At 60.7% G+C, this 20,458-nt stretch carries 30 protein-coding genes; 14 read left to right on the top strand and 16 right to left on the bottom strand.

What is annotated here, in order from left to right; translation table 11 throughout:
* Nucleotides 1-2 precede the first annotated feature (2 nt).
* The 6 genes from BDE40_RS10275 to BDE40_RS10250 all read left to right on the top strand — a co-directional run bounded on the left by BDE40_RS10275 (nt 3) and on the right by BDE40_RS10250 (nt 5,025).
* On the top strand, nt 3-1,334 hold the full coding sequence (locus BDE40_RS10275; protein WP_134014464.1) for a nitrous oxide reductase family maturation protein NosD: 1,332 nt from the start codon (nt 3-5) through the stop codon (nt 1,332-1,334).
* On the top strand, nt 1,300-2,190 hold the full coding sequence (locus tag BDE40_RS10270) for an ABC transporter ATP-binding protein (protein WP_134014463.1): 891 nt from the start codon (nt 1,300-1,302) through the stop codon (nt 2,188-2,190). Before BDE40_RS10275 ends, BDE40_RS10270 begins: the two co-directional genes overlap by 35 nt.
* The gene (locus BDE40_RS10265; RefSeq protein ID WP_134014462.1) at nt 2,187-3,011 is read left to right on the top strand and encodes an ABC transporter permease; all 825 of its coding nucleotides are present in this window, start codon (nt 2,187-2,189) and stop codon (nt 3,009-3,011) included. Before BDE40_RS10270 ends, BDE40_RS10265 begins: the two co-directional genes overlap by 4 nt.
* Nucleotides 3,008-3,568 carry a nitrous oxide reductase accessory protein NosL gene (locus BDE40_RS10260; protein ID WP_134014461.1) on the top strand — a complete coding sequence of 187 codons (561 nt, stop codon included), beginning with the start codon at nt 3,008-3,010 and terminating at the stop codon, nt 3,566-3,568. The genes BDE40_RS10265 and BDE40_RS10260 overlap by 4 nt, the downstream gene beginning before the upstream one ends.
* A gap of 4 nt (nt 3,569-3,572) precedes the next feature.
* On the top strand, nt 3,573-4,481 hold the full coding sequence (locus BDE40_RS10255) for an FAD:protein FMN transferase (protein WP_134014460.1): 909 nt from the start codon (nt 3,573-3,575) through the stop codon (nt 4,479-4,481).
* 178 nt (nt 4,482-4,659) lie between these two features.
* Nucleotides 4,660-5,025: a hypothetical protein gene (locus tag BDE40_RS10250; protein WP_134014459.1), complete on the top strand. Its 366-nt coding sequence runs from the start codon at nt 4,660-4,662 to the stop codon at nt 5,023-5,025.
* On the opposite strand, the gene BDE40_RS10245 is transcribed toward BDE40_RS10250, so the two are convergent.
* The 3 genes from BDE40_RS10245 to rplS all read right to left on the bottom strand — a co-directional run bounded on the left by BDE40_RS10245 (nt 5,022) and on the right by rplS (nt 6,900).
* Nucleotides 5,022-5,834, bottom strand: coding sequence for a division plane positioning ATPase MipZ (locus BDE40_RS10245; protein ID WP_134014458.1), 813 nt, complete (start codon nt 5,832-5,834; stop codon nt 5,022-5,024). The two genes, BDE40_RS10250 and BDE40_RS10245, sit on opposite strands and share 4 nt — an antisense overlap.
* Before the next feature lie 458 nt (nt 5,835-6,292).
* Nucleotides 6,293-6,514, bottom strand: coding sequence for a 50S ribosomal protein L31 (gene rpmE, locus BDE40_RS10240; RefSeq protein WP_073142404.1), 222 nt, complete (start codon nt 6,512-6,514; stop codon nt 6,293-6,295).
* Nucleotides 6,515-6,525: 11 nt separating this feature from the next.
* Complete coding sequence (gene rplS, locus BDE40_RS10235) at nt 6,526-6,900, bottom strand: 50S ribosomal protein L19 (protein WP_073142406.1); 375 nt, start codon at nt 6,898-6,900, stop codon at nt 6,526-6,528.
* 366 nt (nt 6,901-7,266) lie between these two features.
* Here rplS and BDE40_RS10230 point away from each other — a divergent pair, with 366 nt between their 5' ends.
* Nucleotides 7,267-8,295: an NADP-dependent oxidoreductase gene (locus tag BDE40_RS10230; protein WP_134014457.1), complete on the top strand. Its 1,029-nt coding sequence runs from the start codon at nt 7,267-7,269 to the stop codon at nt 8,293-8,295.
* On the opposite strand, the gene trmD is transcribed toward BDE40_RS10230, so the two are convergent.
* The 12 genes from trmD to BDE40_RS10175 form a co-directional block, all read right to left on the bottom strand.
* Nucleotides 8,292-9,095 carry a tRNA (guanosine(37)-N1)-methyltransferase TrmD gene (trmD, locus tag BDE40_RS10225; protein ID WP_134014456.1) on the bottom strand — a complete coding sequence of 268 codons (804 nt, stop codon included), beginning with the start codon at nt 9,093-9,095 and terminating at the stop codon, nt 8,292-8,294. The genes BDE40_RS10230 and trmD overlap by 4 nt on opposite strands.
* Nucleotide 9,096: 1 nt before the next feature.
* Entirely contained in the window at nt 9,097-9,603 is a 507-nt protein-coding gene (gene rimM, locus BDE40_RS10220) for a ribosome maturation factor RimM (RefSeq protein ID WP_134014455.1), read from the bottom strand.
* Nucleotides 9,600-9,746, bottom strand: coding sequence for a hypothetical protein (locus tag BDE40_RS18220; protein WP_162848069.1), 147 nt, complete (start codon nt 9,744-9,746; stop codon nt 9,600-9,602). Before BDE40_RS18220 ends, rimM begins: the two co-directional genes overlap by 4 nt.
* Nucleotides 9,743-10,165: an EVE domain-containing protein gene (locus tag BDE40_RS10215; RefSeq protein ID WP_134014454.1), complete on the bottom strand. Its 423-nt coding sequence runs from the start codon at nt 10,163-10,165 to the stop codon at nt 9,743-9,745. Before BDE40_RS10215 ends, BDE40_RS18220 begins: the two co-directional genes overlap by 4 nt.
* Entirely contained in the window at nt 10,162-10,791 is a 630-nt protein-coding gene (gene bluB, locus BDE40_RS10210) for a 5,6-dimethylbenzimidazole synthase (protein ID WP_134014453.1), read from the bottom strand. Before bluB ends, BDE40_RS10215 begins: the two co-directional genes overlap by 4 nt.
* Before the next feature lie 14 nt (nt 10,792-10,805).
* A complete protein-coding gene (gene rpsP / locus BDE40_RS10205) occupies nt 10,806-11,231 on the bottom strand; it encodes a 30S ribosomal protein S16 (RefSeq protein WP_073142425.1) in 426 nt (141 codons plus the stop codon).
* Between the two features lie 45 nt (nt 11,232-11,276).
* Nucleotides 11,277-11,570, bottom strand: coding sequence for a chorismate mutase (locus BDE40_RS10200; protein WP_134014452.1), 294 nt, complete (start codon nt 11,568-11,570; stop codon nt 11,277-11,279).
* Nucleotides 11,563-12,165 (bottom strand): GNAT family N-acetyltransferase, encoded by a 603-nt coding sequence (locus BDE40_RS10195; protein WP_134014451.1) that lies wholly within the window; start codon nt 12,163-12,165, stop codon nt 11,563-11,565. Before BDE40_RS10195 ends, BDE40_RS10200 begins: the two co-directional genes overlap by 8 nt.
* Nucleotides 12,165-12,677 (bottom strand): GNAT family N-acetyltransferase, encoded by a 513-nt coding sequence (locus BDE40_RS10190; protein WP_134014450.1) that lies wholly within the window; start codon nt 12,675-12,677, stop codon nt 12,165-12,167. The genes BDE40_RS10195 and BDE40_RS10190 overlap by 1 nt, the downstream gene beginning before the upstream one ends.
* The gene (gene ffh, locus BDE40_RS10185; RefSeq protein WP_134014449.1) at nt 12,674-14,176 is read right to left on the bottom strand and encodes a signal recognition particle protein; all 1,503 of its coding nucleotides are present in this window, start codon (nt 14,174-14,176) and stop codon (nt 12,674-12,676) included. Before ffh ends, BDE40_RS10190 begins: the two co-directional genes overlap by 4 nt.
* A gap of 197 nt (nt 14,177-14,373) precedes the next feature.
* Nucleotides 14,374-14,853 (bottom strand): hypothetical protein, encoded by a 480-nt coding sequence (locus BDE40_RS10180; protein WP_134014448.1) that lies wholly within the window; start codon nt 14,851-14,853, stop codon nt 14,374-14,376.
* A complete protein-coding gene (locus tag BDE40_RS10175) occupies nt 14,832-15,305 on the bottom strand; it encodes a hypothetical protein (protein ID WP_134014447.1) in 474 nt (157 codons plus the stop codon). The genes BDE40_RS10180 and BDE40_RS10175 overlap by 22 nt, the downstream gene beginning before the upstream one ends.
* Nucleotides 15,306-15,445: 140 nt before the next feature.
* On the opposite strand from BDE40_RS10175, the gene BDE40_RS10170 reads away from it, so the two are divergent.
* Both BDE40_RS10170 and BDE40_RS10165 read left to right on the top strand, forming a co-directional pair.
* A complete protein-coding gene (locus tag BDE40_RS10170) occupies nt 15,446-16,333 on the top strand; it encodes a LysR family transcriptional regulator (RefSeq protein WP_342775009.1) in 888 nt (295 codons plus the stop codon).
* A gap of 144 nt (nt 16,334-16,477) precedes the next feature.
* A complete protein-coding gene (locus tag BDE40_RS10165; RefSeq protein WP_134014446.1) occupies nt 16,478-17,353 on the top strand; it encodes a DMT family transporter in 876 nt (291 codons plus the stop codon).
* On the opposite strand, the gene BDE40_RS10160 is transcribed toward BDE40_RS10165, so the two are convergent.
* Nucleotides 17,350-17,673: an ArsR/SmtB family transcription factor gene (locus BDE40_RS10160; RefSeq protein ID WP_073142946.1), complete on the bottom strand. Its 324-nt coding sequence runs from the start codon at nt 17,671-17,673 to the stop codon at nt 17,350-17,352. The genes BDE40_RS10165 and BDE40_RS10160 overlap by 4 nt on opposite strands.
* A 219-nt stretch (nt 17,674-17,892) precedes the next feature.
* Here BDE40_RS10160 and BDE40_RS10155 point away from each other — a divergent pair, with 219 nt between their 5' ends.
* From BDE40_RS10155 to BDE40_RS10135, 5 genes are all read left to right on the top strand, one after another.
* The gene (locus BDE40_RS10155) at nt 17,893-18,219 is read left to right on the top strand and encodes an AtpZ/AtpI family protein (RefSeq protein WP_134014445.1); all 327 of its coding nucleotides are present in this window, start codon (nt 17,893-17,895) and stop codon (nt 18,217-18,219) included.
* Between the two features lie 4 nt (nt 18,220-18,223).
* On the top strand, nt 18,224-18,982 hold the full coding sequence (locus BDE40_RS10150; RefSeq protein WP_134014444.1) for a F0F1 ATP synthase subunit A: 759 nt from the start codon (nt 18,224-18,226) through the stop codon (nt 18,980-18,982).
* Between the two features lie 46 nt (nt 18,983-19,028).
* Nucleotides 19,029-19,265: a F0F1 ATP synthase subunit C gene (locus tag BDE40_RS10145; protein ID WP_073142444.1), complete on the top strand. Its 237-nt coding sequence runs from the start codon at nt 19,029-19,031 to the stop codon at nt 19,263-19,265.
* 92 nt (nt 19,266-19,357) lie between these two features.
* Nucleotides 19,358-19,885 carry a F0F1 ATP synthase subunit B' gene (locus tag BDE40_RS10140; protein ID WP_134014443.1) on the top strand — a complete coding sequence of 176 codons (528 nt, stop codon included), beginning with the start codon at nt 19,358-19,360 and terminating at the stop codon, nt 19,883-19,885.
* Between the two features lie 3 nt (nt 19,886-19,888).
* The gene (locus BDE40_RS10135) at nt 19,889-20,443 is read left to right on the top strand and encodes a F0F1 ATP synthase subunit B (RefSeq protein WP_121022090.1); all 555 of its coding nucleotides are present in this window, start codon (nt 19,889-19,891) and stop codon (nt 20,441-20,443) included.
* Nucleotides 20,444-20,458: the final 15 nt, after the last annotated feature.

The following is a 20,458-nucleotide window of genomic DNA, read 5'->3' as shown; positions in this document are numbered from 1 at the left end:
CCATGATGCGGTCCCTGTCCCTTCTGCTGTCACTGTTGGTCACGTTGCCCCTTTGGGCGGCCCAGACAGCCGTGCCTGCGGGGCAGGGGACGCTTGCCAAAGCCATCGCCGGGGCCAATCCCAGCGATGTGCTGACCCTTTCAGCCGGTGTCTACGCCGGTCCCGTCACCATTGACCGCCCGCTGACCATCAACGGCACCCATGACGCGATCATCGACGGCACGGGGCAGGGCACCGTGGTGACCATCGACGCGCCGGATGTGTCCGTAACCGGCGTAACCGTCACAGGCTCGGGGCTGGACAGCCAGAACCTTGACGCGGGCATCAAGATTTTGAAGAAGGCCGACCGCGCGCTGGTGGAAAACAACCGCGTGCTGGGCAACCTGCACGGCGTCGACGTGCATGGCGGCCATGACGCGCAGGTGCGCGGCAACGTGATCGAAGGCACTCAGCAGTTCCGCATGAACGACCGGGGCAACGGCATCTATGTGTGGAACTCTCCCGGCACGCTGGTCGAGGGCAACACCGTCCGCTGGGGCCGCGACGGGATATTCTCCAACACATCGCGCAAGGGGATCTACCGCAACAACCTGTTCCGCGACCTGCGTTTTGCGGTGCATTACATGTATACCAACGATTCCGAGGTGTCGGGGAACGTGTCCATCGGCAACCATCTCGGCTATGCGATCATGTTCTCCAACAAGGTGATCGTGAAGGATAACCTGAGCCTGTCGGACATCAGCCACGGGGTCATGCTGAACTACGCCAACAACGCCGACGTGTCGGGCAATCTGGTGCGCGGCGGGGCGGATCGCTGCACGTTTATCTACAACGCGCACAAGAACCTGATCTATGACAACCGCTTCGAGGGCTGCAATATCGGCATCCACTTTACTGCGGGGTCCGAGCGGAACGTGCTGACCGGCAACGCCTTCATCGGCAACCGCACGCAGGTGAAATACGTGGGCACCCGCGACATCGAATGGAGCTTTGAGGACCGCGGCAACTACTGGTCCGACCACCCCGGCTTTGATCTTGGCGGCGACGGCATCGCCGACAGCCCGTTCCGGCCCAATGACCTGATGGACCATATCCTGTGGTCGCAACCCGCTGCGTCTTTGCTGACCGGTGCGCCTGCGGTACAGCTTATCCGCTGGGCGCAGTCCAGCTTCCCCGCCACGCTGCCCGGCGGCGTGGTTGACAGTGCGCCGCTGATGGCGGCCCCGAAGATACCCGTTTTACCCGAATACACCGCGATGGAGGCCGACGCGGCCGCGCGGCGGAAGGAAAGTAACCCAGATGACTTCGACGTTAACGATCTCGCATCTCACTAAGGCGTTTGGCGGGGTGAAAGCCCTGTCCGACGTGTCGCTCGCCGTGGAGCCGGGCGAGCGTGTGGCGCTGCTGGGCCATAACGGCGCGGGCAAGTCCACGCTGATGAAGGTGATCCTTGGCCTGATCGCGCCGGATGGTGGCGAGATTTCCGTTTGCGGCGCGGCACCTGGCAAGGCCCGCAGCAAAGTGGCTTACCTGCCGGAAAACGCGGCGTTCCATTCGGCGCTGACAGGGCTGGAGCAGATCACTTATTACATGCGCCTGCGGGGCGAGGCTGCGTCGGGCGCGATGGAGCTTCTGGACCGCGTCGGGCTGGGCCATGCTGCCAAGCGGCGCATCGGCACCTACTCCAAGGGGATGCGGCAAAGGGTCGGGCTGGCGCAGGCGTTGATCGGGCATCCGCGTCTGCTGGTGCTGGACGAGCCGACCAGCGGCCTTGACCCCGTGTCCCGCCGCGACTTCTACGAACTGCTTGACGGCTTGGCCGCCGATGGTGCGTCGATCCTGCTGTCCAGCCACGCCCTGACCGAGGTGGAGGCCCGCACCGACCGCCTGTTGATCCTGTCGGGCGGGCGCATGGTCGCCGAAGGCTCCCTTCCGGAGTTGCGGCGCGAAGCGGCGTTGCCCGTGTCGATGCAGATCACTGCACTGAACGGTTATGACACGGATATCATGGCGGCCCTGCCCGATGCCATCCGCCTCAATGGCGGGCTGCATCTGAGTTGCACGCAGGAGGACAAGCTGGCGACGCTGGCCCGTATCTCCGCAATGCAGGAAAAGGTTGCTGATCTGGAGGTCATTCCGCCGTCGCTGGAAGACATCTACAGCCATTTCAGCCGGAGGGACGGCCAATGATCGCCCGCATCCTAGCCACCGCCGTCACCGAGGCACATATCGCGCGGCGCAACCGCTGGGTGCTGATCGCCGTGGCGCTGATGGTGGTGTTCTCGCTTGTTTTGTCCGCCGCAGGCTCCGCGCCCACGGGGGCGCTTGGGGCGGACCGGCTGTCGGTCGTGGTGGCGTCGCTCACCTCACTATCGGTCTATCTGGTGCCGTTGGTGGCGTTGCTCATGTCCTTCGACGCCGTCGCGGGCGAGGTCGAGCGTGGCACGCTGCCGTTGCTGCTGACCTACCCCGTCGCCCGTTGGGAGGTGCTGGCCGGCAAGCTGCTGGCGCACACGGCGATCCTGATCGTGGCGATTGTCGCGGGCTATGGCGTCGCGGCGGCGATCACCATCGCGGCCGATCCGGCGGCGGTGTCGGGTCTGGGCGCTTTGTGGCGGCTGACATGGACCTCCGTCCTGCTGGGCGCGACCTTTATCGGTATCGGCTACGCCCTGTCCTCGCTGGCGCGGCGTGTGTCCGGCGCTGCCGGTCTGGCAATCGGGCTGTGGCTGGGCTTGGTCGTGCTCTACGATTTGGGTCTTTTGGCCGCCGTGGTGGCCGACGATGGCGGATTTTTCACCACGGACGTGTTCCCTGCGGCATTGCTGGCCAACCCCGCCGACGCGTTCCGGCTGTTCAACCTGACCGCCTCGCAAGCCACCGCCGCGGCGTCCGGCGTGGGCGGAGCGGCGGCGACGATCCCGCTGTGGCAGTCGCTGCTGTCCATCCTGATCTGGCCGCTGGTCTCGCTGGCGCTGGCCGCACTGGCATTCCGGAAGGTGGAGCCATGAGGTATCTGCTGATCGCCCTGATGCTGCTGACAGCTTGCAAGGAAGAGGCCGTGCAGAATACGTCGGCACTGCCCCTGACCGAGGAGGCCGTGGGCCATTATTGCCAGATGAACCTGCTGGAACATGAAGGCCCCAAGGCGCAGGCTCATCTGGGCGGGCTTCCCGGTGCGCCGCTGTTCTTTTCTCAGGTGCGCGACGTGGTGGCCTATACGCGGATGCCCGAACAGAGCCACGATATTCTGGCCGTCTGGGTCAACGACATGAGCGCCACTGGCGCCACATGGGACGCGCCCGGCCCGACCAACTGGATCGCCGCCGAAGATGCGTTCTATGTCGTAGGTGGCCGCGTTTTGGGCGGCATGGGCGCGCCGGAACTGGTGCCGTTTTCCAAACGCGACGACGCCGTGAAGTTTGCCGCCGTCAATGGTGGCGACGTGATGCAGTTGGGGCAGATACCAAACAGCGCCGTGCTTGCCCCTGTCGCCTTGGATGGCGACACCACCGACGACGATTTTGACAACCGCCTGCGCGCCCTGTCGCGCAATTCGGAAGGATGACCCCATGACCAGCCGCCGCCGTTTCCTGACCATCACCGCCGCCGCACTTGCCTGCGCCGGTCGCAGCACCGCGCAGCCGGTCCATACATGGCAAGGCGTGGCGCTTGGCGCCCGCGCCACGCTGCGTCTGGCCCACCCCGACGCCAAGGCGATCAGCGCCCGTGTGGCGTCCGAGATCTCGCGGCTGGAGGACATCTTCAGCCTTTACCGCCCGGATAGCGCTCTGTCAGAACTGAACCGAAAAGCCACGCTGCAAACCCCGCCGTTCGAGCTGCTGGAATGCCTGTCGCTTGCCGGGGCCGTCCACGCTGCCAGTGGTGGTGCGTTCGATCCGACCGTACAGCCGCTTTGGGCGGCCTATGCCGAGGCGTCGGCGCAAGGTGCGTTGCCTCGCGCTGACACCTTGCACGAAGCGCAGGCGCTGACCGGTTGGACCCACGTGACGCTCGACCCTGCCGCCATCACCATGCGCCGAGGCATGGCGCTGACCCTGAACGGTATCGCGCAGGGCTATATCGCGGATCGCGTGGCCGATTTGCTAGAGGCCGAGGGGCTGACGAACATCCTGATCGACACCGGAGAATTCCGTGCTGTTGGTGGCCACCCCGATGGTGGTGCATGGCCCGTCAAGCTGGCGGCGGGGGGCGAGGTGCCGTTGACGGCGCGAGCGCTTGCTACCTCTGCGCCTTTGGGCACGACCTTCGATGTAAATGCGCAGGTGAGCCACATTCTTGACCCGCGCACAGGCCGGCCGGCGCGCCCGAACTGGCGTGAAATTAGTGTTTCGGCACAGTCTGCGGCCCTCGCGGACGCGCTTTCAACGGCAGCGTGTCTGATCGAGGACCGCGCCAGCATAGACGCATGCCTTGCGCAGTTCCGGCGTGTGAAACTCGAGGCGATTTCAGCCGCCTAATGCGCGGCTGTGGCCGCGGGCATGCTCGGGCAGCAAATGCTTGCCCGACTGCCCGCATATTGCCCCATTTATAATTGATATTCACGTCAGCTTAACCCGAGTCGTGGATCGTATCTGTCATGCGAATATCTGAACCCCTGACCAATTTAGCGCCCGAAACACTCTTCGGAGGCCGCTCATGACCGTCTTCACCGAAATTTTCAAACGCGTGCAATTATTCTTCTTTGCCTTCACATTGGCGGCAAGCTCGATGATGTTTGTGGGGATGGCGTCAGGCAAGCTTGATCGCGGTGTGGTCTATATGGGGCTCGCAGAAAAATTCGCGACTTTTTTTGCGTCCAATCCCACGATGATGAAGATGATTGCCAGCGGAAGCCAGATGTCAGGCCTTGATGCGCAGTCCAGAAATATCAGATCTGTGCGCGCTGCGCCGTCGGGCCCTGTGATCGAGGCGCCTCAGGTTACAGGCACCAGTTTGCAAGCGCTCAAACAACGGCAGCGGCAACGCATAATTCCAAGCGGCGATGTGTATACCGGCGGCTAGAAATTGATGTCGACGCCTGGAAGGCGCAACGATTTCATCAACTCACGCACTTCCTGACGGGCGGCAATGTTGGAGATGTTGAGGTTTTTCACCCCGATATCGCCCAAGTCCAGCAAGGTTAGCCCCCGTGGGAATAACTCACGGAAAATCACCCTCTCCGAGAAGCCGGGGGCCACGCGGAAGCCGATGCGTTTGGCCAACGCCTCGACCGCGTCGGTGATCTTCTTCTTGTTGTGCATGCGCTGGGTACCCACGCGGTTGCGCACCACGATCCAGTCGATCGGGGACAGCCCCGCCTGCGCGCGCAGCTGACGGGCCTGCCAGACCATTTCGGCATAAACCGACGGGCCGATGATCTTCTGCGATTCCGGCTCGATGCGGGCCAGCAGATCAAAGTCGATAAAGCTGTCATTCAGGGGCGTCACCAAGGTGTCCGCCAACGAGTGTGCGACCTGACTTAACCGCGTGTGGGAGCCGGGGCAGTCGATGACGATAAAGTCAAAGCGCCCCTCCATCCCAGCAACGGCTTCGGTCAAACGGCGGTCGTAGATGTTTTCGCCGGGGTTGAGCGTCGCGGGGTCAACCTCTGGCAACTCGACAATTTCGGGGCGCGGCAGGTCGAGTCCGTTCTTTTTCGAATAGCCCGCGCGATTCTCGCAATATCGCGAAAAGCTGCGTTGACGCAGGTCCAGATCCAGTGCGCCCACGGTAAATCCCGCCCGCACGAGCGCGGTGGCCACATGCATGCAATTGGTGGATTTTCCTGATCCGCCCTTTTCGTTGCCAAAGACGATGATATGCGCGGCCATGTTCTGTCCCGTAGATTAGTGCGTGCCCCTTGTCGGGGTTTGAGGCGTTATAAGCACGGGGCGGGGCGAGGGGAAGCAAAACCGCCGCAAAGTTTGCAGGTTGCGAACGCATGGTTAAACGGACGTAAACGGCTAGGGCGTAAACCCTTGCATATCGACGTCGATCCCAAATGGTTCCGGGCCCCGCGTTGCTGGCTTTGGCAGGCTGGCAGTGCTTACGGGGCATCCGAACATCATGCATGAGACGGGGCTATTGCCCCGATACGCCGGAAAAACCGGCGAGGATGCGGGGGTATTCCCCCGTCCGGCGCCTTTCGAGGGCGCACGCGTTGTAGATATCCAGACAGAGCGTATCCCAAAACCGTGACAGGTCCGCCTGCCACGGCATTTGGCGTGTCCAATGAAAAAAGCCGCCCCCAGAAGGGTGCGGCTTTGATCTGCGTCGAAGGGTGCGGCTTTTAGAAGCCCAGACCTTCGTATTTGTTTTTGAACTTGGAAACACGACCGCCAGTGTCCATCAGGCGCTGGTTGCCGCCGGTCCATGCGGGGTGCACGGAAGGGTCGATGTCCAAAGAAATCTGGTCGCCTTCAGCGCCCCAAGTGGATTTCATCTCAAGCACTGTGCCATCGGTCATTTTGACGTTGATGGTGTGGTATTCTGGATGAGTATCTTTTTTCATGACAGTTCCCCTTACGCCTTAGGCGCTTTGTAGTTGGAATCCTCGGCGATACGAGCGGATTTACCGCGACGCGAACGCAGATAGTACAGCTTGGCGCGACGAACGCGGCCACGACGCACAACGGTGATGCTGTCGATGTTGGTGGAGTGCAGTGGGAACACACGTTCCACGCCCTCACCGAAGGAAATTTTGCGTACGCAGAACGACCCGGCAATGCCTTTGCCGTTGTTACGTGCGATGCAAACGCCTTCGTAATTCTGGACACGGCTACGTGTACCTTCGGTCACTTTGTAGCCAACGCGGATGGTGTCACCCGCTTTAAAGTCGGGGATATCATGCCCCAAAGCGGCGATTTGTTCCGCTTCTAGTTGTGCGATCAGGTTCATCTGAAACGCTCCTTTTTTGATCCCGGTTTACCCGGAGAATATGTCTCGCGTTCTAAGAGCTCTTGGTTTTCTTCCGGGTCCGCCCCCGTTTCCGAGAAAGCGCCCGCCAGAGATTAGATCGACGTTGCTTTGAGTGCCCAAGCTTTGCATCCGCAATGTACGCCGAAAAAAGCGCGTCGGATGGTCAATAAAACAAAGGCTCCGGTCAGTATTCTGATTCCAGATTGGCGGGGTATAGGAGGGTTAGCTGCGTAGATCAAGCGGCCATCACCCCAGAAACGATTTTTAGCGCATTTCGCAGGGGAATGGTTGAAGCGCGCACCTGCACGGCCCATCCTTGAGGCAACCATACCCAAGGAGCGCCCCATGACACAATCAGACAAAAGCAACCGCCGCATCGTTCTGGCCGAACGCCCGCAAGGCCTGCCGGACGACAACACCCTGCGCCTTGAGCAGACCGACATCCCCACCGCAGGTGCAGGCGAGATGCTGCTGCGTACGGTCTACCTGTCGCTTGATCCATACATGCGCGGCCGGATGAACGACGCCAAATCCTATGCCGAGCCGGTCAAGCTGGGCGAAGTCATGACGGGGCAGGTGGTGGCACAGGTCGTCACCTCCGACGTCAAAGGCTTTGCCGAGGGCGACTACGTGTTGTCCGGTAGCGGTTGGCAGGATTACGCGGTTTCGAATGGCGATCAGGTTTTGAACTTTGGTGCTGATCCCGCGAACCCATCCTGGGCTTTGGGGATCATGGGTATGCCGGGTTACACCGCCTATGCGGGGCTGCTGAAAATCGGCGAGCCGAAAGCGGGTGAGACCGTTGTGGTCGCCGCCGCCTCCGGCCCCGTGGGGGCGACCGTGGGCCAGATCGCCAAGCTCAAAGGCTGCCGCGTTGTGGGGGTTGCGGGCGGTGCAGAGAAATGCGCGCATGTGGTCGACAACCTCGGGTTCGATGCGTGCATCGACCACAAAGCTGACGACTTCGCGGCCCAGCTGAAAGGCGCGTGCCCTGACGGGATCGACGTCTATTTCGAGAATGTCGGGGGCAAAGTTCTTTATGGCGTGCTGCCCCTGCTGAACCCTTTCGCGCGGATGCCTGTGTGCGGCATGGTCGCGTGGTACAACCTGCCGGGCTTGCCGGACACCCCCGACATGGGGCCGGTCATCATGGGCACAATTCTGCGCATGAAGGTCAAGGTTCAGGGCTTCATCATCTTCGACAGCTTCGGACCAGAGACTTACAAAGAATTCGCCGCCGAGATGACCGGATGGCTGGCCGAGGGCAAAGTGAAGTACAAAGAGCAGGTCGTTGACGGTCTGGAAAATGCACCCGAAGCGTTCATGGACATGCTCGAAGGCCGCAGCTTTGGTAAAATGGTGGTGAAGGTCTAGCCTTCACCTTCTTCGCGCTTGGCCCACAGATCGGGCCGGCGCGCCTTGGTCAGCGCCTCAGATTGCTCGCGCCGCCAAGCATCGACTTTCCCGTGATCGCCGGAGGTCAAAACCTCCGGCACGCCCAATCCGCGCCACTCGGCTGGGCGGGTGTATTGCGGGTGCTCCAGCGTTAGGCCGTCGGAGAAGCTTTCGTCTTCTGTTGAGTCCGCATTTCCCAGCACATCCGGCAACAAGCGCACGGTCGCGTCGATCATCGCCTGCGCTGCGATCTCGCCGCCGGTCAGAACGAAGTCGCCCAAAGACACTTCCTCGATCTCGTAGTAATCCAGCACCCGCTGGTCCACGCCTTCAAACCGCCCGCACAGCATGGTGATGCCGTCTGCCTGCGCCCATTCGGCCGCTTTGGCTTGGGTGAACGGCTTGCCGCGCGGTGACAGGTAGACCACGGGCCATTTGGCGCGCTCGGATGTGCCGCGCTTGGCGAAATCCAGCGCCTTGCCGACGATATCGGCCCGCAGCACCATGCCGGCACCACCGCCGTAAGGAGTATCATCCACATTGCGGTGCTTGCCTTCGCCAAAAATGCGCAGGTCGATGGCCTCCAAGGCCCATTTGCCTTCTTGCAGCGCCTTGCCTGTCAGCGACGCGCCCAAGACACCCGGAAAGGCATCAGGAAACAGCGTTATGATCTTGGCTGACCACGCGCCTTTCAGGCGTGTCGGTTCTGCCATCAGATCGCTTGGCGTGAGGGAAGCGGAAATGGTCTTGCGACCATGGGATCTGGACGGGATGCTCATGCTAGTCCAACAAGCCTTCCGGAGGGTCGATGATGATGCGCTTTGCGGCAAGATCGACCGTCGGCACCGCGTCAAGCGTGAAGGGCAGCAGAACGGAGCCTTTGAGGCCTGGACCGCGCAGCTCCAGAATGTCGCCTGCGCCGTGGTTCAGCACCGCTGCGACTTTGCCGATAACCTCGCCGCCGGTGTCCAGCACATCCAGCCCCATCAGGTCGGCGTGGTAGTATTCGTCGTCGGGCAGGGAGGGCAACAGGTCACGATCTGCCGAAAGTTTGACACCGCGCAGCGCGTCGGCCTCGTCCTTGAAGCGAATGCCTGACAGGCGGGCGGCAAAGCCGTTTTTGACCTGACGGGTGATCTTCAGCGTGTATTCCACGCCGTTGTCGCCCGTGAGTGGGGAGTACAACGCGATATCCTCGGGGGTGGCGCAAAAGCTTTTCAGCCGCACTTCGCCTTTGACGCCGAAGGATCCGGCAATTGCACCGACAACGATCTTATCTTTGCTCATTCTGAAAGTGCTCCAATGCAAACCCCGTCGACCATGGCACCGCCCGCATGGGTGCAGCGGCCTTCGGATAGACCGCGCTCTACCTTGAGCCCGCCATAGAAGGCCAGCCCCATAAACACCAGCGTGAACAGACGTCTAATCATGTGTCGAGCCCCATGGCATTGGCGATCAGCCGGTAGTCGGCTTCTGGGATTGTAAATTTACCTTGGCGGAATGCCATCCCCCAATGGCTGGGGCGGGTGACAAAAGACAAGTCCTCCAAAAGTGGGCGCACGGGAACTTCGACCACGTCGTCAAATTCCGCGTCCCGCACCCATGCTGGCAGGCCGGTCATGTAATCCATCTGCCGCGGGGTGGCGCCGGTGATGGTGGCGTGGCCCACAAAAGCCTGTACAGGGTCGCCGTCAAACTCGGTTTTTGGCGCGTAGAAGATCACTTTGTCGCCCACATCCAGATTGCGCACGGCGGCTTCCTTGCCGTGGCTGAAGGCCACAAATCCTTGCCGCTTGCCCGCCGCGACATGGGCCGCATGCACGACACCTATGACATAACGCGGGCTCATATGCTTCGGATGTCCAACGCGGCGGCGCGGGCTTCCCAGCCCTCGCGCAGCAATTCGGGTGTCTCGTGGTTCGCTTCGGGATAGCCGATGCAGAAATAGCCGATCAGGGCCCAGTCTTCTGGCACGTCCAGATCGTGGCACAGCTGCTCAGGGTCCAGAACGGAGACCCATCCCAGCCCCAAACCCTCGGCACGCGCGGCGAGCCAGAACAGGGTGACTGCGGACACGACCGAATAGCGGCGCATCTCGGGCATAGAGGCTGCCCCTAGACCGTGGCCTTTGGTTGTGGCTTCGTCACAAAAGATCGCAAGTTGAACCGGCGCTTGGTCCATGCCCGCCAGTTTCAGTTTTGCGTAATTGTCAGCTTGGTCGCCGTCATAGCGGGCAAGGGCCTCGGCATTGGCGACCTCGAAATTGGCGCGCGCGGCGGCGCGGGCTTCGGCGCTCTCGACACGCACGATGCGCCAAGGTTCCGACAGGCCCACGGAGGGGGCGTGCGAAAATGCGTCGAGGCACCGCATCAGCAGTGCCTCGTCCACGGGTGTGGTGCGGAAGCGGCGCACATCGCGCCGCCACCGCATCAACTCATATAGCTCGTCCCGGAAATCCGGTTCGAATTCACGCATTGCTCAAGCGCAGATTACTCTGCGGATGCTTCCGCAGCAGCTTCTTCAGCCGGTGCTTCTTCTGCAGGAGCCTCAGCCGGAGCAGCGGCAGCTTCAGCAGCGGCAGCAGCTTTTGCGGCTTTCTCTTCAACGCGGTCCTGAGCTTTCTTGCCCGGCTCGCCTTTTTTCAGGTTGGCGCGCTCTTTCTTCTCGATGACGCCGGCAGCTTCGAGGAAGCGGGACACACGGTCAGAAGGCTGTGCGCCTTGGTCGAGCCAGTACTGCACGCGCTCCATGTCGAGCTTCACACGCTCTTCGCTGTCTTTGGGCAGCAGCGGGTTGTATGTGCCCAATTTCTCGACGTAGCGGCCATCGCGCGGCATGCGCGTGTCAGCTGCGACAACACGGTAGAAGGGGCGTTTTTTGGACCCACCACGGGCCAGACGGATTTTCATTGCCATTGTGTAGTTCTCCTTAAGATGGCTGTGCCGGACAAATGTCCGAAATTATTGAAACGTTTTATGGTTTTGGATGACTTCCCGAATGATGAAATTCAGAAAGGATTTGGCGAATTCGGGGTCGAGATCGGCGCGTTTTGCCATGTCCTCGAGTCGTTTGATTTGCTGCGCTTCGCGATCAGGATCGCTTGGCGGCAGGTTGTGCTCGGCCTTCAGCTTGCCGACGGCTTGGGTATGCTTGAACCGCTCGCCCAGCGTATAAACAAGGATCGCGTCCAAGCGGTCGATGCTGGCGCGGTGCTCTTTCAATACCTCGGCGGCTTTTGTGACGGCATCAGTCAAGTGCGAACCCTTTCGGTTTGAAGGCAGGGTCTTGGTAATGGCTAACTTCCATGGCGATGCCGTGGGACAGTTGAGTGTCGTTCAGCGCAGCGGGGGCAGGGTGGCGATAGACCGCGTCGTCGTCCCCGATGGATTTCGCTTCCTTGTCTTTCACGCAGCCCAGACGCTCGGCGAGGCGGACGGAATCCAGGTTGTAGGGGTCAAGGTAGCTGACAGCACCCTCCCAACCGGATTTGTAGAAATAGCGGCGTGCGGCGTCGACGGCTTCCAGCGCATAACCTTTGCCCGCAACTTCGGGCCAGATGATCCATGCCAATTCGCGCTCCGGCCACATCGCTGGTTGCCAGCCGCCTGCCATGCCGAGCGTGGCGTCGGATGTTTTGTCGTGGATCATCCACATGCCGAAGCCGCGAATTTCCCAGTGGCCGATTTCGGCGGCATAGAGCATCCACGATTCATACGGGTTCAACGGCCCGCCCATATAGCGGGCGCGGAAGCTGGTGAAGGTCGCTTTGAAATCGGGGTAGTCCTGCGGTTCCGGCCCTTTCAGGACCAGACGCTCGGTTTCCAGCACGGGGATGTCGCGGTGGCCCATTACGCGGCCTCCGGCTTCGGGTGGCGGTAGACCGCGTGGTTTTCATAGGGGCAGCGTTCGGCGGCGGGGTCGTCGAAGGCCCCAAGACGCTTGGCCAGCGCGATGGAGGCGACGTTTTCCTCGTCAATATAGCTGACGAGCGAGGCGGGCTTCAGCGTTCCGAACGCCCAGTCACGCGCGGCACGGGCCGCCTCAAATCCGACGCCCTGACGGGCGGCGTCCGGCATGACAAGCCAGCCTAGCTCGGTCTCGGGGAAATAGGGGTGTGCGTTGATGCCGACCTGACCGACAAATGCGCCGTCTTCGGTTCTGGTCACGGCCCACGCGCCATGGCCCAGCAAGGCCCATTGTGCGACGTCCTTGCAGAACATGGCCCAGCTTTGCTGCTCGGACATCGGCCCGCCCATATACTGTGCGTGATCCGTCGCGAACACGTCCCGATAGGTGGGAAAGTCCGCGCGGGTATGCGCACGCAGCGTCAGGCGCTCTGTATGGAGGGTAGGGGCGTTCATTTTTTCTTGCCGAAACCTGACAGGCCAGGGGGCAGCGCACCGCCACCCATGCCGGGCATACCGCCCATTCCACCAGGCAGCTTCGCGCCCATTTGTTTGGCAGCGGCTTCCATGGCGGCGGGGTCGTTCATGTCGGGCATGCCGCCTTTGCCGAACATGCCTTTCATGGCCTGTTTCAGCATCCCGCCTTTGCCCATTTTGCCCATCTTCTTCATCATGTCGCCCATCTGGCGCTGCATCTTCAGAAGCTTGTTCAGGTCCGAGACCTCCATCCCCGCGCCCTTGGCGATGCGCTTCTTGCGCGACGCTTGCAGAAGCTGCGGGTTGGCGCGTTCGCGCTTGGTCATCGACTGGATCAGGGCAATTTGCTGTTTCAGCATCTTGTCGTCCATGCCGGCCTCTTTGGCCTGACCTGCCATCTTTTTCATACCGGGCATCATGCCCATGAGGCCTTCCATGCCCCCCATCTTGATCATCTGCTCAAGCTGGTTTTTCAGGTCGTTCATGTTGAACTGACCCTTCTGGAAGCGCTTCATCATCTTCTCGGCTTGTTCAGCCTCGATGGTTTCTTGCGCTTTCTCGACAAGTGCTACGATGTCGCCCATGCCAAGAATGCGGCCCGCGATGCGGTCCGGCTCGAACGTCTCCAGTGCGTCCATCTTCTCGCCAAGACCGACGAACTTGATCGGCTTGCCGGTGACCGCGCGCATGGACAGGGCCGCACCGCCGCGACCGTCGCCATCCATACGGGTCAGCACGACACCGGAGATGCCGATTTTGCCGTCGAATTCTTCAGCGACTTCCACAGCGACCTGACCGGTCAGACCGTCAACTACCAGCAGCGTCTCGCGTGGTTTGACGATGTCACGGACGTCTTCGACTTCCTGCATCAGCACTTCGTCGATCTGCAAACGACCGGCAGTGTCGAGCATATAGACGTCGTAGCCGCCCAGCGTCGCCTGTTGCTTGGCGCGCTTGGCGATGTCGACGGGCTTCTCGCCCTTGACGATCGGCAGGGTGTCGACGCCGATTTGCACACCGAGGATCGCCAGCTGCTCCATGGCCGCAGGGCGGTTCACGTCGAGCGATGCCATCAGCACGCGCTTGTTGTTTTTCTCTTTCAGCCGCTTGGCCAGCTTGCCCGTCGTCGTGGTCTTACCGGAGCCTTGCAGACCCACCATCAGGATCGGGGCGGGGGGGCTGTCGATTTTCAACTCGCCCGGCGTGTCGTCATCGCCTGCCAGCACATGTTTCAGCTCGTCATGGACGATCTTGACGACCTGCTGGCCCGGCGTGATCGACTTGGTGACGTTCTGGCCGGTGGCCTTGTCAGCCACGGCTTTAACGAAGTCACGGGCGACGGGCAGGGAGACGTCAGCCTCCAGCAGCGCGACACGCACCTCGCGCAGGGCGGTTTTGACATCGTCCTCGGACAGCGCGCCTTGCTTCGTGAGCTTATCAAAGACGCCGGAGAGGCGTTCGGACAGATTCTCAAACATGGGCTCTCGGCTCCTTCTTACTCACATGTGGCCCCTACCTAAGCACGGACCGGCTAAACGACAATTGCCCCCGCCACGTGTCACAAGTGGGTCCAAACAAACAGTTTGGCCCCCATGGGCGCGACGCGCTGATGGGGGGCGATCCCTGCCTCATGGCGGGGACCGGAAGTCTGGTGCTTCCGGATGTTGTGGGCGATCTACGCGGTGGGGCCTTTGGAGTCAAGCCAAGCGTTGACCTCTCGTGCCAGACTCCGAGCGCGGCTTTGCGGTTGCGGGGAGCCGAACTCCAGCGGGCCTGTGTCTCGCTGTAAGACCAGCCGCCCCGATCGGGTCGAGCCTTCTCCAAGCCAATTGATTTTGGCCCTTTGGACCAACCCCAACTCGTCGATGATCCGGCGCTTTTTGAAGATGGTTTGCCGTGTGAGGATAAGGGCATCCGCATCGCGATCCAGAGTGAGTGTCTGGCGTTCGACAAAGGTCAGAAAGAACAGCGGGACAATTACGGCTGCCAGAAATATCCAGCCGATGGGATCGCCGTCCTTGAGAATGGTGATCGAAATATAAACCCATGCCAGGACGAAGGCCGCGAGGAACCAGGCCACCATCCCGGGTTTCTGGTCCAGAACCAATCTTGAAGGGCGATTGTCCCGCGTGATCATGGTGCCTGTGTCAGCCACTGGTTGATCGTGTCCGCGATACCGTGGTGGTCGCTGAAATTGTCATAGGCGAAGACCAGCGGGTGGATGCCTGCGCTTTGGCCCTCGGGAAAGACCAGTGCCACGCGGTAGGTTGTGCCGCCCTTCTTGGTGTGGCTGGCCTGAACAATGGCATTTTGAACCTCGTGCAACTGATGCTCGACCACGGACCCGCCCAGCAGCGTTTTACGCCGGATAACCAGTTTCCCTTCGGGTCGCAGGAACAGCGCTTGGGTGCGGCGGGCGAAGAAAAAGAGCAAGACGACGGGAATGAGGCTTGCGGCCATGAAGATCAGGCCCATGGCTTCGCCGCTTAGCAAGATCGAAAGGCCGATGCCGAAGAACAAAAGCCAGCCCCCGACAAGGGCAAGGGAGACGACCCAAGGCCTGTTCTCGACAATCAATTGCTGGGGCAGGTTGCGGGTGACTTTCATGGTGCAAAGACTACCAGACGGCGCAGGATTGAAAAGGGAGAGCGCGCTGGCGTGGTCGCGCTTTGTGCTTTGCAAAATAAAACCGATGTGGAATGGTTCGGCAGGGTCCGCGCATTTGCGCACAAGGGGGGCGGCGGCATATGGAAATTGACAACTGGGACGAATATCGCACCGCCTATCAGGTCGCGCGCCTGCGCACGGTGAGCGCCGCGGCAGAGGTGTTGGGCGTGCACCACGCCACCGTGATCCGCCATATCGACAGCCTTGAGGGCAAGTTGGGGGCCAAGCTGTTCCAGCGCCATGCGCGCGGATACACTCCGACCGAAGCCGGGGAGGATTTGCTGACCGTGGCCGCGGCGACCGAGGATCAGTTGACGCAACTGGCGGGTCGTATCCACGGGCGCGGGGCCTCGGTCTCTGGCGATCTGATCGTTACCTGCCTGCCGCAAATGTCGCCGCTGATGGCGCGCACGATTGCGAAATACCAAGCTGACAACCCCGAGATCCGCGCCGAGCTGATCGTCGATACGCGGCCCCTGCGCCTTGAATACGGCGAGGCGCATGTGGCGCTGCGCGCTGGTGCGCCGGGAGATGATCTGGACAATATCGTGCAGGAACTGGCGAAAATGCCGATGGGGCTTTTTGCGCATAAGGATTACGTGTTCCGTCATGGTCCGTTGAAGGGGATAGACGACATCCCGAACCACCGCTTTTGCCGCATGTCCACACTGAACCCGCGCGCGCCCTTCATGCGCTGGATGGGGGAGAACGTGCCGGAGGAGAATGTGGTCTACAAGTGCTCCGACTCCAACACCGTGCAGGACGGCGTGATCGCCGGGGCCGGGATCGGGTTTCTACCCTCCTATATCGGCAATGCGCATCCGGATATGAAGGAGATGCTTCCGTCCGAGCAGAGCTGGTCGTCAACTTTCTGGTGTGTGACCCACGTGGATTTGCACAGAACCGCGAAAGTGCATTCCTTTGTGACCTTTTTGAAAGAGGAAGCCAAAGGGTGGGGCGACCTTTAGGCGTGGACTGACCTGAATGAGCGCCTGCGGCGCGCGACATTTCTGGCGCTTTGTGGCGGGTGTGAGCCCGAACAGACAAGGGCGTGCGCGGGGCAGGGTGAGGATTGAATATTTGAGCCAAGATGAAGCTGTAAGGGTGTACTTGTGAAACCGGCGCTCCGCGGTCATGCGGCGATGCTGCTGTTTTCGGTTCTGGTGGCGGGATCGTTCTCGCTGGGGTCGTTGGCGGCCAACGAGATAGCTCCGGCGGCTTTGAATGCAGTGCGTTTTGCGATTGCTGGCGTGGTGATCGGGGCGGCAGCACTGGCGACGACGGGGCTGCCGCGCAAGGCCTTGGTGGCCCCGTGGCGATATTTGCTTTTGGGCGGGATATTCGCGGCTTATTTCGTTTTGATGTTCGAAGGCTTGAAGACCGCGCCGCCAGTAAGTGCGGCGGCGGTCTTCACCCTGACGCCGGGACTGGCGGCGGGGGTAGGATATATTCTTCTGCGTCAGGTTTTAACCACCCGTATGGCGCTGGCCCTGGCTTTGGGAGCCGTCGGGGCGTTATGGGTGATTTTCAGGGCGGATGTGCAGGCCTTGCTGGCCTTCGAGGTCGGGCGGGGCGAAGCGGTTTATTTCGTCGGCTGTGCGGCGCATGCGGTCTACACCCCTCTGGTGCGCAAGCTGAACCGTGGCGAGGCACCGGTGGTGTTTTCCTTCTTCACCCTGCTGGGCGGGTTGGGGCTGCTGACGATCTGGGGGTGGTCGGATCTGTGGGCCACCGACTGGGCCGCGCTGCCCGCGATTGTGTGGGTGACCATCCTCTATGTGTCGATTGCCGCTTCGGCGATGACCTTCGTGCTGCTGCAATATGCGGCGTTGCGGCTACCGTCGTCGAAGGTGATGGCCTATACCTACCTCGTGCCCAGTTGGGTCATTCTATGGGAGCTGGCCTTGGGGGGCACGGCCCCACCGGCGTTGGTTCTGGCGGGGGTAGCACTGACGGTGCTTGCCTTGGGAATGCTGCTGAAAGACTAGCTGCCGAGTTCTTTGTTCAGGAACTGCTCGAAGGCGTCGAAGTTCAGCGCCTCCAGCTGGCCAAAGCTTTCGATCCAAACGATGGCCTCGCGCATGGCCTCCGGCTCCAGTTTGCACCACTTCACCCGCCCGCGCTTTTCCTGTGTAATCAGGCCCGCGCGGGTCAGAATTGTCAGGTGTTTGGAAATCGCGGCCAGTGACATCTCGAAAGGCTCGGCCACATCGGTAACCGCCATGTCATCCTCCAGAAGCATCGCCAGAATTGCACGGCGGGTGCCGTCGGCAAGGGCTGCGAAGGTGGTATCAAGGGCGGTGCTCATGGCGGTGTCATGGCGCGGGGCGGCGTGATCGTCAACCAAATGGTTGAATATCAAAAAGCCGCATGGGGGCCTGCGGCGTGGTGTCCAGACTTGGGTAAACTTCGATTTTAGACATAAGTAACAGAAGCTTAAAGTGATCTTTGGCGACTGTTGAGGGTGATTGACTCTGTGCGGCCCGCAGCCTATCCCTCCTGCAAACCTCCCGAGGGGTGTCTTTTGATGACCAATGACCCGAATAAGGCCCAGCTGGATGCGCTGAGCGAGCGGATCGAAGGGCTCAAGAAAACCTCTCAGGCTGAAAAGCCAAGGGGGGACGAGCACTATTCGGGGGCCCAGCAGGGCTGGCGCATGGTGACGGAACTTGTTGCCGGTCTCGGGATCGGTCTGACCATCGGATACGGCCTCGACTGGCTGTTCGGCACATTGCCGATATTTCTGGTGATCTTCACATTGCTGGGCTTTGCGGCCGGGGTGAACGTTATGCTTCGCACCGCCAAAGAGGTCCAAAACGAACATCTGGCCAAAGAGGCCAACGAGAAGGACTGAACAGATGGCGACAGAAGCTCACGGCGCAGAAGACGGCGGTCTGGTTTTTCACCCGATGGACCAATTCATCGTCAAGCCGCTGTTTGGCAATGGCGATGTCGGCGCGTTCACGATCACCAACGTGACATTGTGGATGGCCCTGACGGTTGTTTGTATCATCGTTTTGCTGGTCTTCGGCACGTCGCGCCGTGCCATCGTGCCATCGCGCAGCCAGTCCATCGCCGAGATGATGTATGGCTTCGTCTACAAGATGGTCGAAGACGTCACCGGTAAGGACGGCGTAAAGTACTTCCCCTATATCATGACGCTGTTCATGTTCATTCTGGTGTCCAACTTCCTTGGCCTGCTGCCGATGGCGTTCACCACCACCTCGCATATTGCCGTCACCGGCGTGTTGGCGATGATGGTGTTCCTCGCAGTCACAATCCTTGGCTTCGTCAAAAACGGCGCCGGGTTCTTGGGCCTGTTCTGGGTGTCCTCGGCGCCACTGGCGCTGCGTCCGATCCTGGCCTTGATCGAGGTCATCAGCTATTTCGTGCGCCCCGTCAGCCACTCCATTCGTCTGGCCGGCAACATGATGGCCGGTCACGCTGTTATCAAAGTGTTCGCGGGCTTCGCAGCCATCGCGGCCATTTCACCCCTGTCCGTTCTGGCGATCACCGCCATGTACGGTCTCGAAATTCTCGTAAGCGGTATCCAAGCTTACGTGTTCGCAATTCTAACCTGTGTGTATCTGAAAGATGCGCTGCATCCTTCGCACTAAGGTTACGAAGACTAATCACCTCAATTCCATCGTAAGGAGAAAAGACATGGAAGGCGATATCGCACAAATGGGTCAATTCATCGGCGCAGGCCTGGCTTCTGTTGGCATGGGCGGCGCAGCCGTCGGTGTGGGCAATGTTGCTGGCAGCTATCTGTCCGGCGCTCTGCGCAACCCATCCGCAGCTGCTTCGCAGACTGCAACACTGTTCATCGGCATCGCATTCGCGGAAGCTCTGGGGATCTTCTCGTTCCTCGTCGCCCTTCTGCTGATGTTCGCTGTTTAAGAACCAAGCTATACCATCCTTACGGTCGGGCGGGCCTGAAGCGGGCCCGTCCGATGTAAGATCCAAGTATTCAGACACATCTGGGGGCCATCATGGCAACTGAAACCGGTGAAGTAGTGAAAGAAAGCGCGGGCATGCCCCAGCTCGATTTCTCGACCTTTGATAACCAGATCGTCTGGTTGCTGATCACGCTTGTGGTCATTTACTTTGTGCTGTCGCGCGTTGCGCTGCCGCGCATCGGATCGGTTCTGGCAGAACGTGCCGGCACCATCACCAACGACATTGCAGCCGCCGAAGACCTGAAACAACAGGCCATCGACGCGGAAGCTGCCTACGAGAAAGCCCTGATCGACGCGCGCGCCGAGGCTGGCCGGATTGTCGGCGAAACCAAGGCCGCCATTCAGGTGGATTTGGACAAGGCCATCGCCAAAGCGGACGCAGAAATTGCGGCACGTGCGGCTGAAGGCGAAAAAGCTATCGCGGCCATTCGTGACAGCGCCGCGACCAGCGCTGCCACTGTGGCCAAGGACATTGCAAAAGACATCGTGTCGGCTGTGGCTCCGGGCAAGATTGACGCCAAGTCGATCACGGCTGCCGTCACCGCTAAGATGAAAGGATAAGAGATGAAGAAGCTCCTCGCTCTTACGGCATTGCTGCCCGCACCTGCGCTGGCTGCCAGTGGCCCTTTCTTCTCACTTCACAACACCAACTTCGTCGTGCTGCTCGCGTTCATCTTGTTCATCGCGGTGCTGTTCTACTTCAAGGTTCCAGGCATGTTGGGCGGGATGCTCGACAAACGCGCCCAGACCATTCAAGCCGAGCTTGATGAGGCCAAGGCGCTGCGCGAAGAAGCGCAAACCCTGCTGGCCTCCTACGAGCGCAAGCAAAAGGAAGTGGCCGAGCAAGCAGACCGCATTGTCGCCGAAGCCAAGCGTGAAGCCGAAGCTGCTGCCACGCAGGCCAAGGAAGATCTGAAGCTGTCGATTGCCCGTCGCCTGAAAGGTGCCGAGGACCAGATCGCCAGCGCTGAAGCCGGTGCCGTGCGCGAAATTCGTGACCGTGCGATCAACGTCGCTATCGCTGCTGCTGCTGAAGTTGTGGCGTCCAAGACGACCGCTGCGGATCAAAACGGCTTGATCGATGACGCCATCGCACAGGTTAAAGACAAACTGCACTAAACGCAGACCGAGATT

The organism is Litoreibacter halocynthiae (assembly GCF_004365635.1).
Lineage (GTDB): Bacteria > Pseudomonadota > Alphaproteobacteria > Rhodobacterales > Rhodobacteraceae > Litoreibacter > Litoreibacter halocynthiae.
The sequence above is the reverse complement of the archived record's forward strand: the minus strand, read 5'-3'. Positions and strand labels throughout refer to the sequence as shown.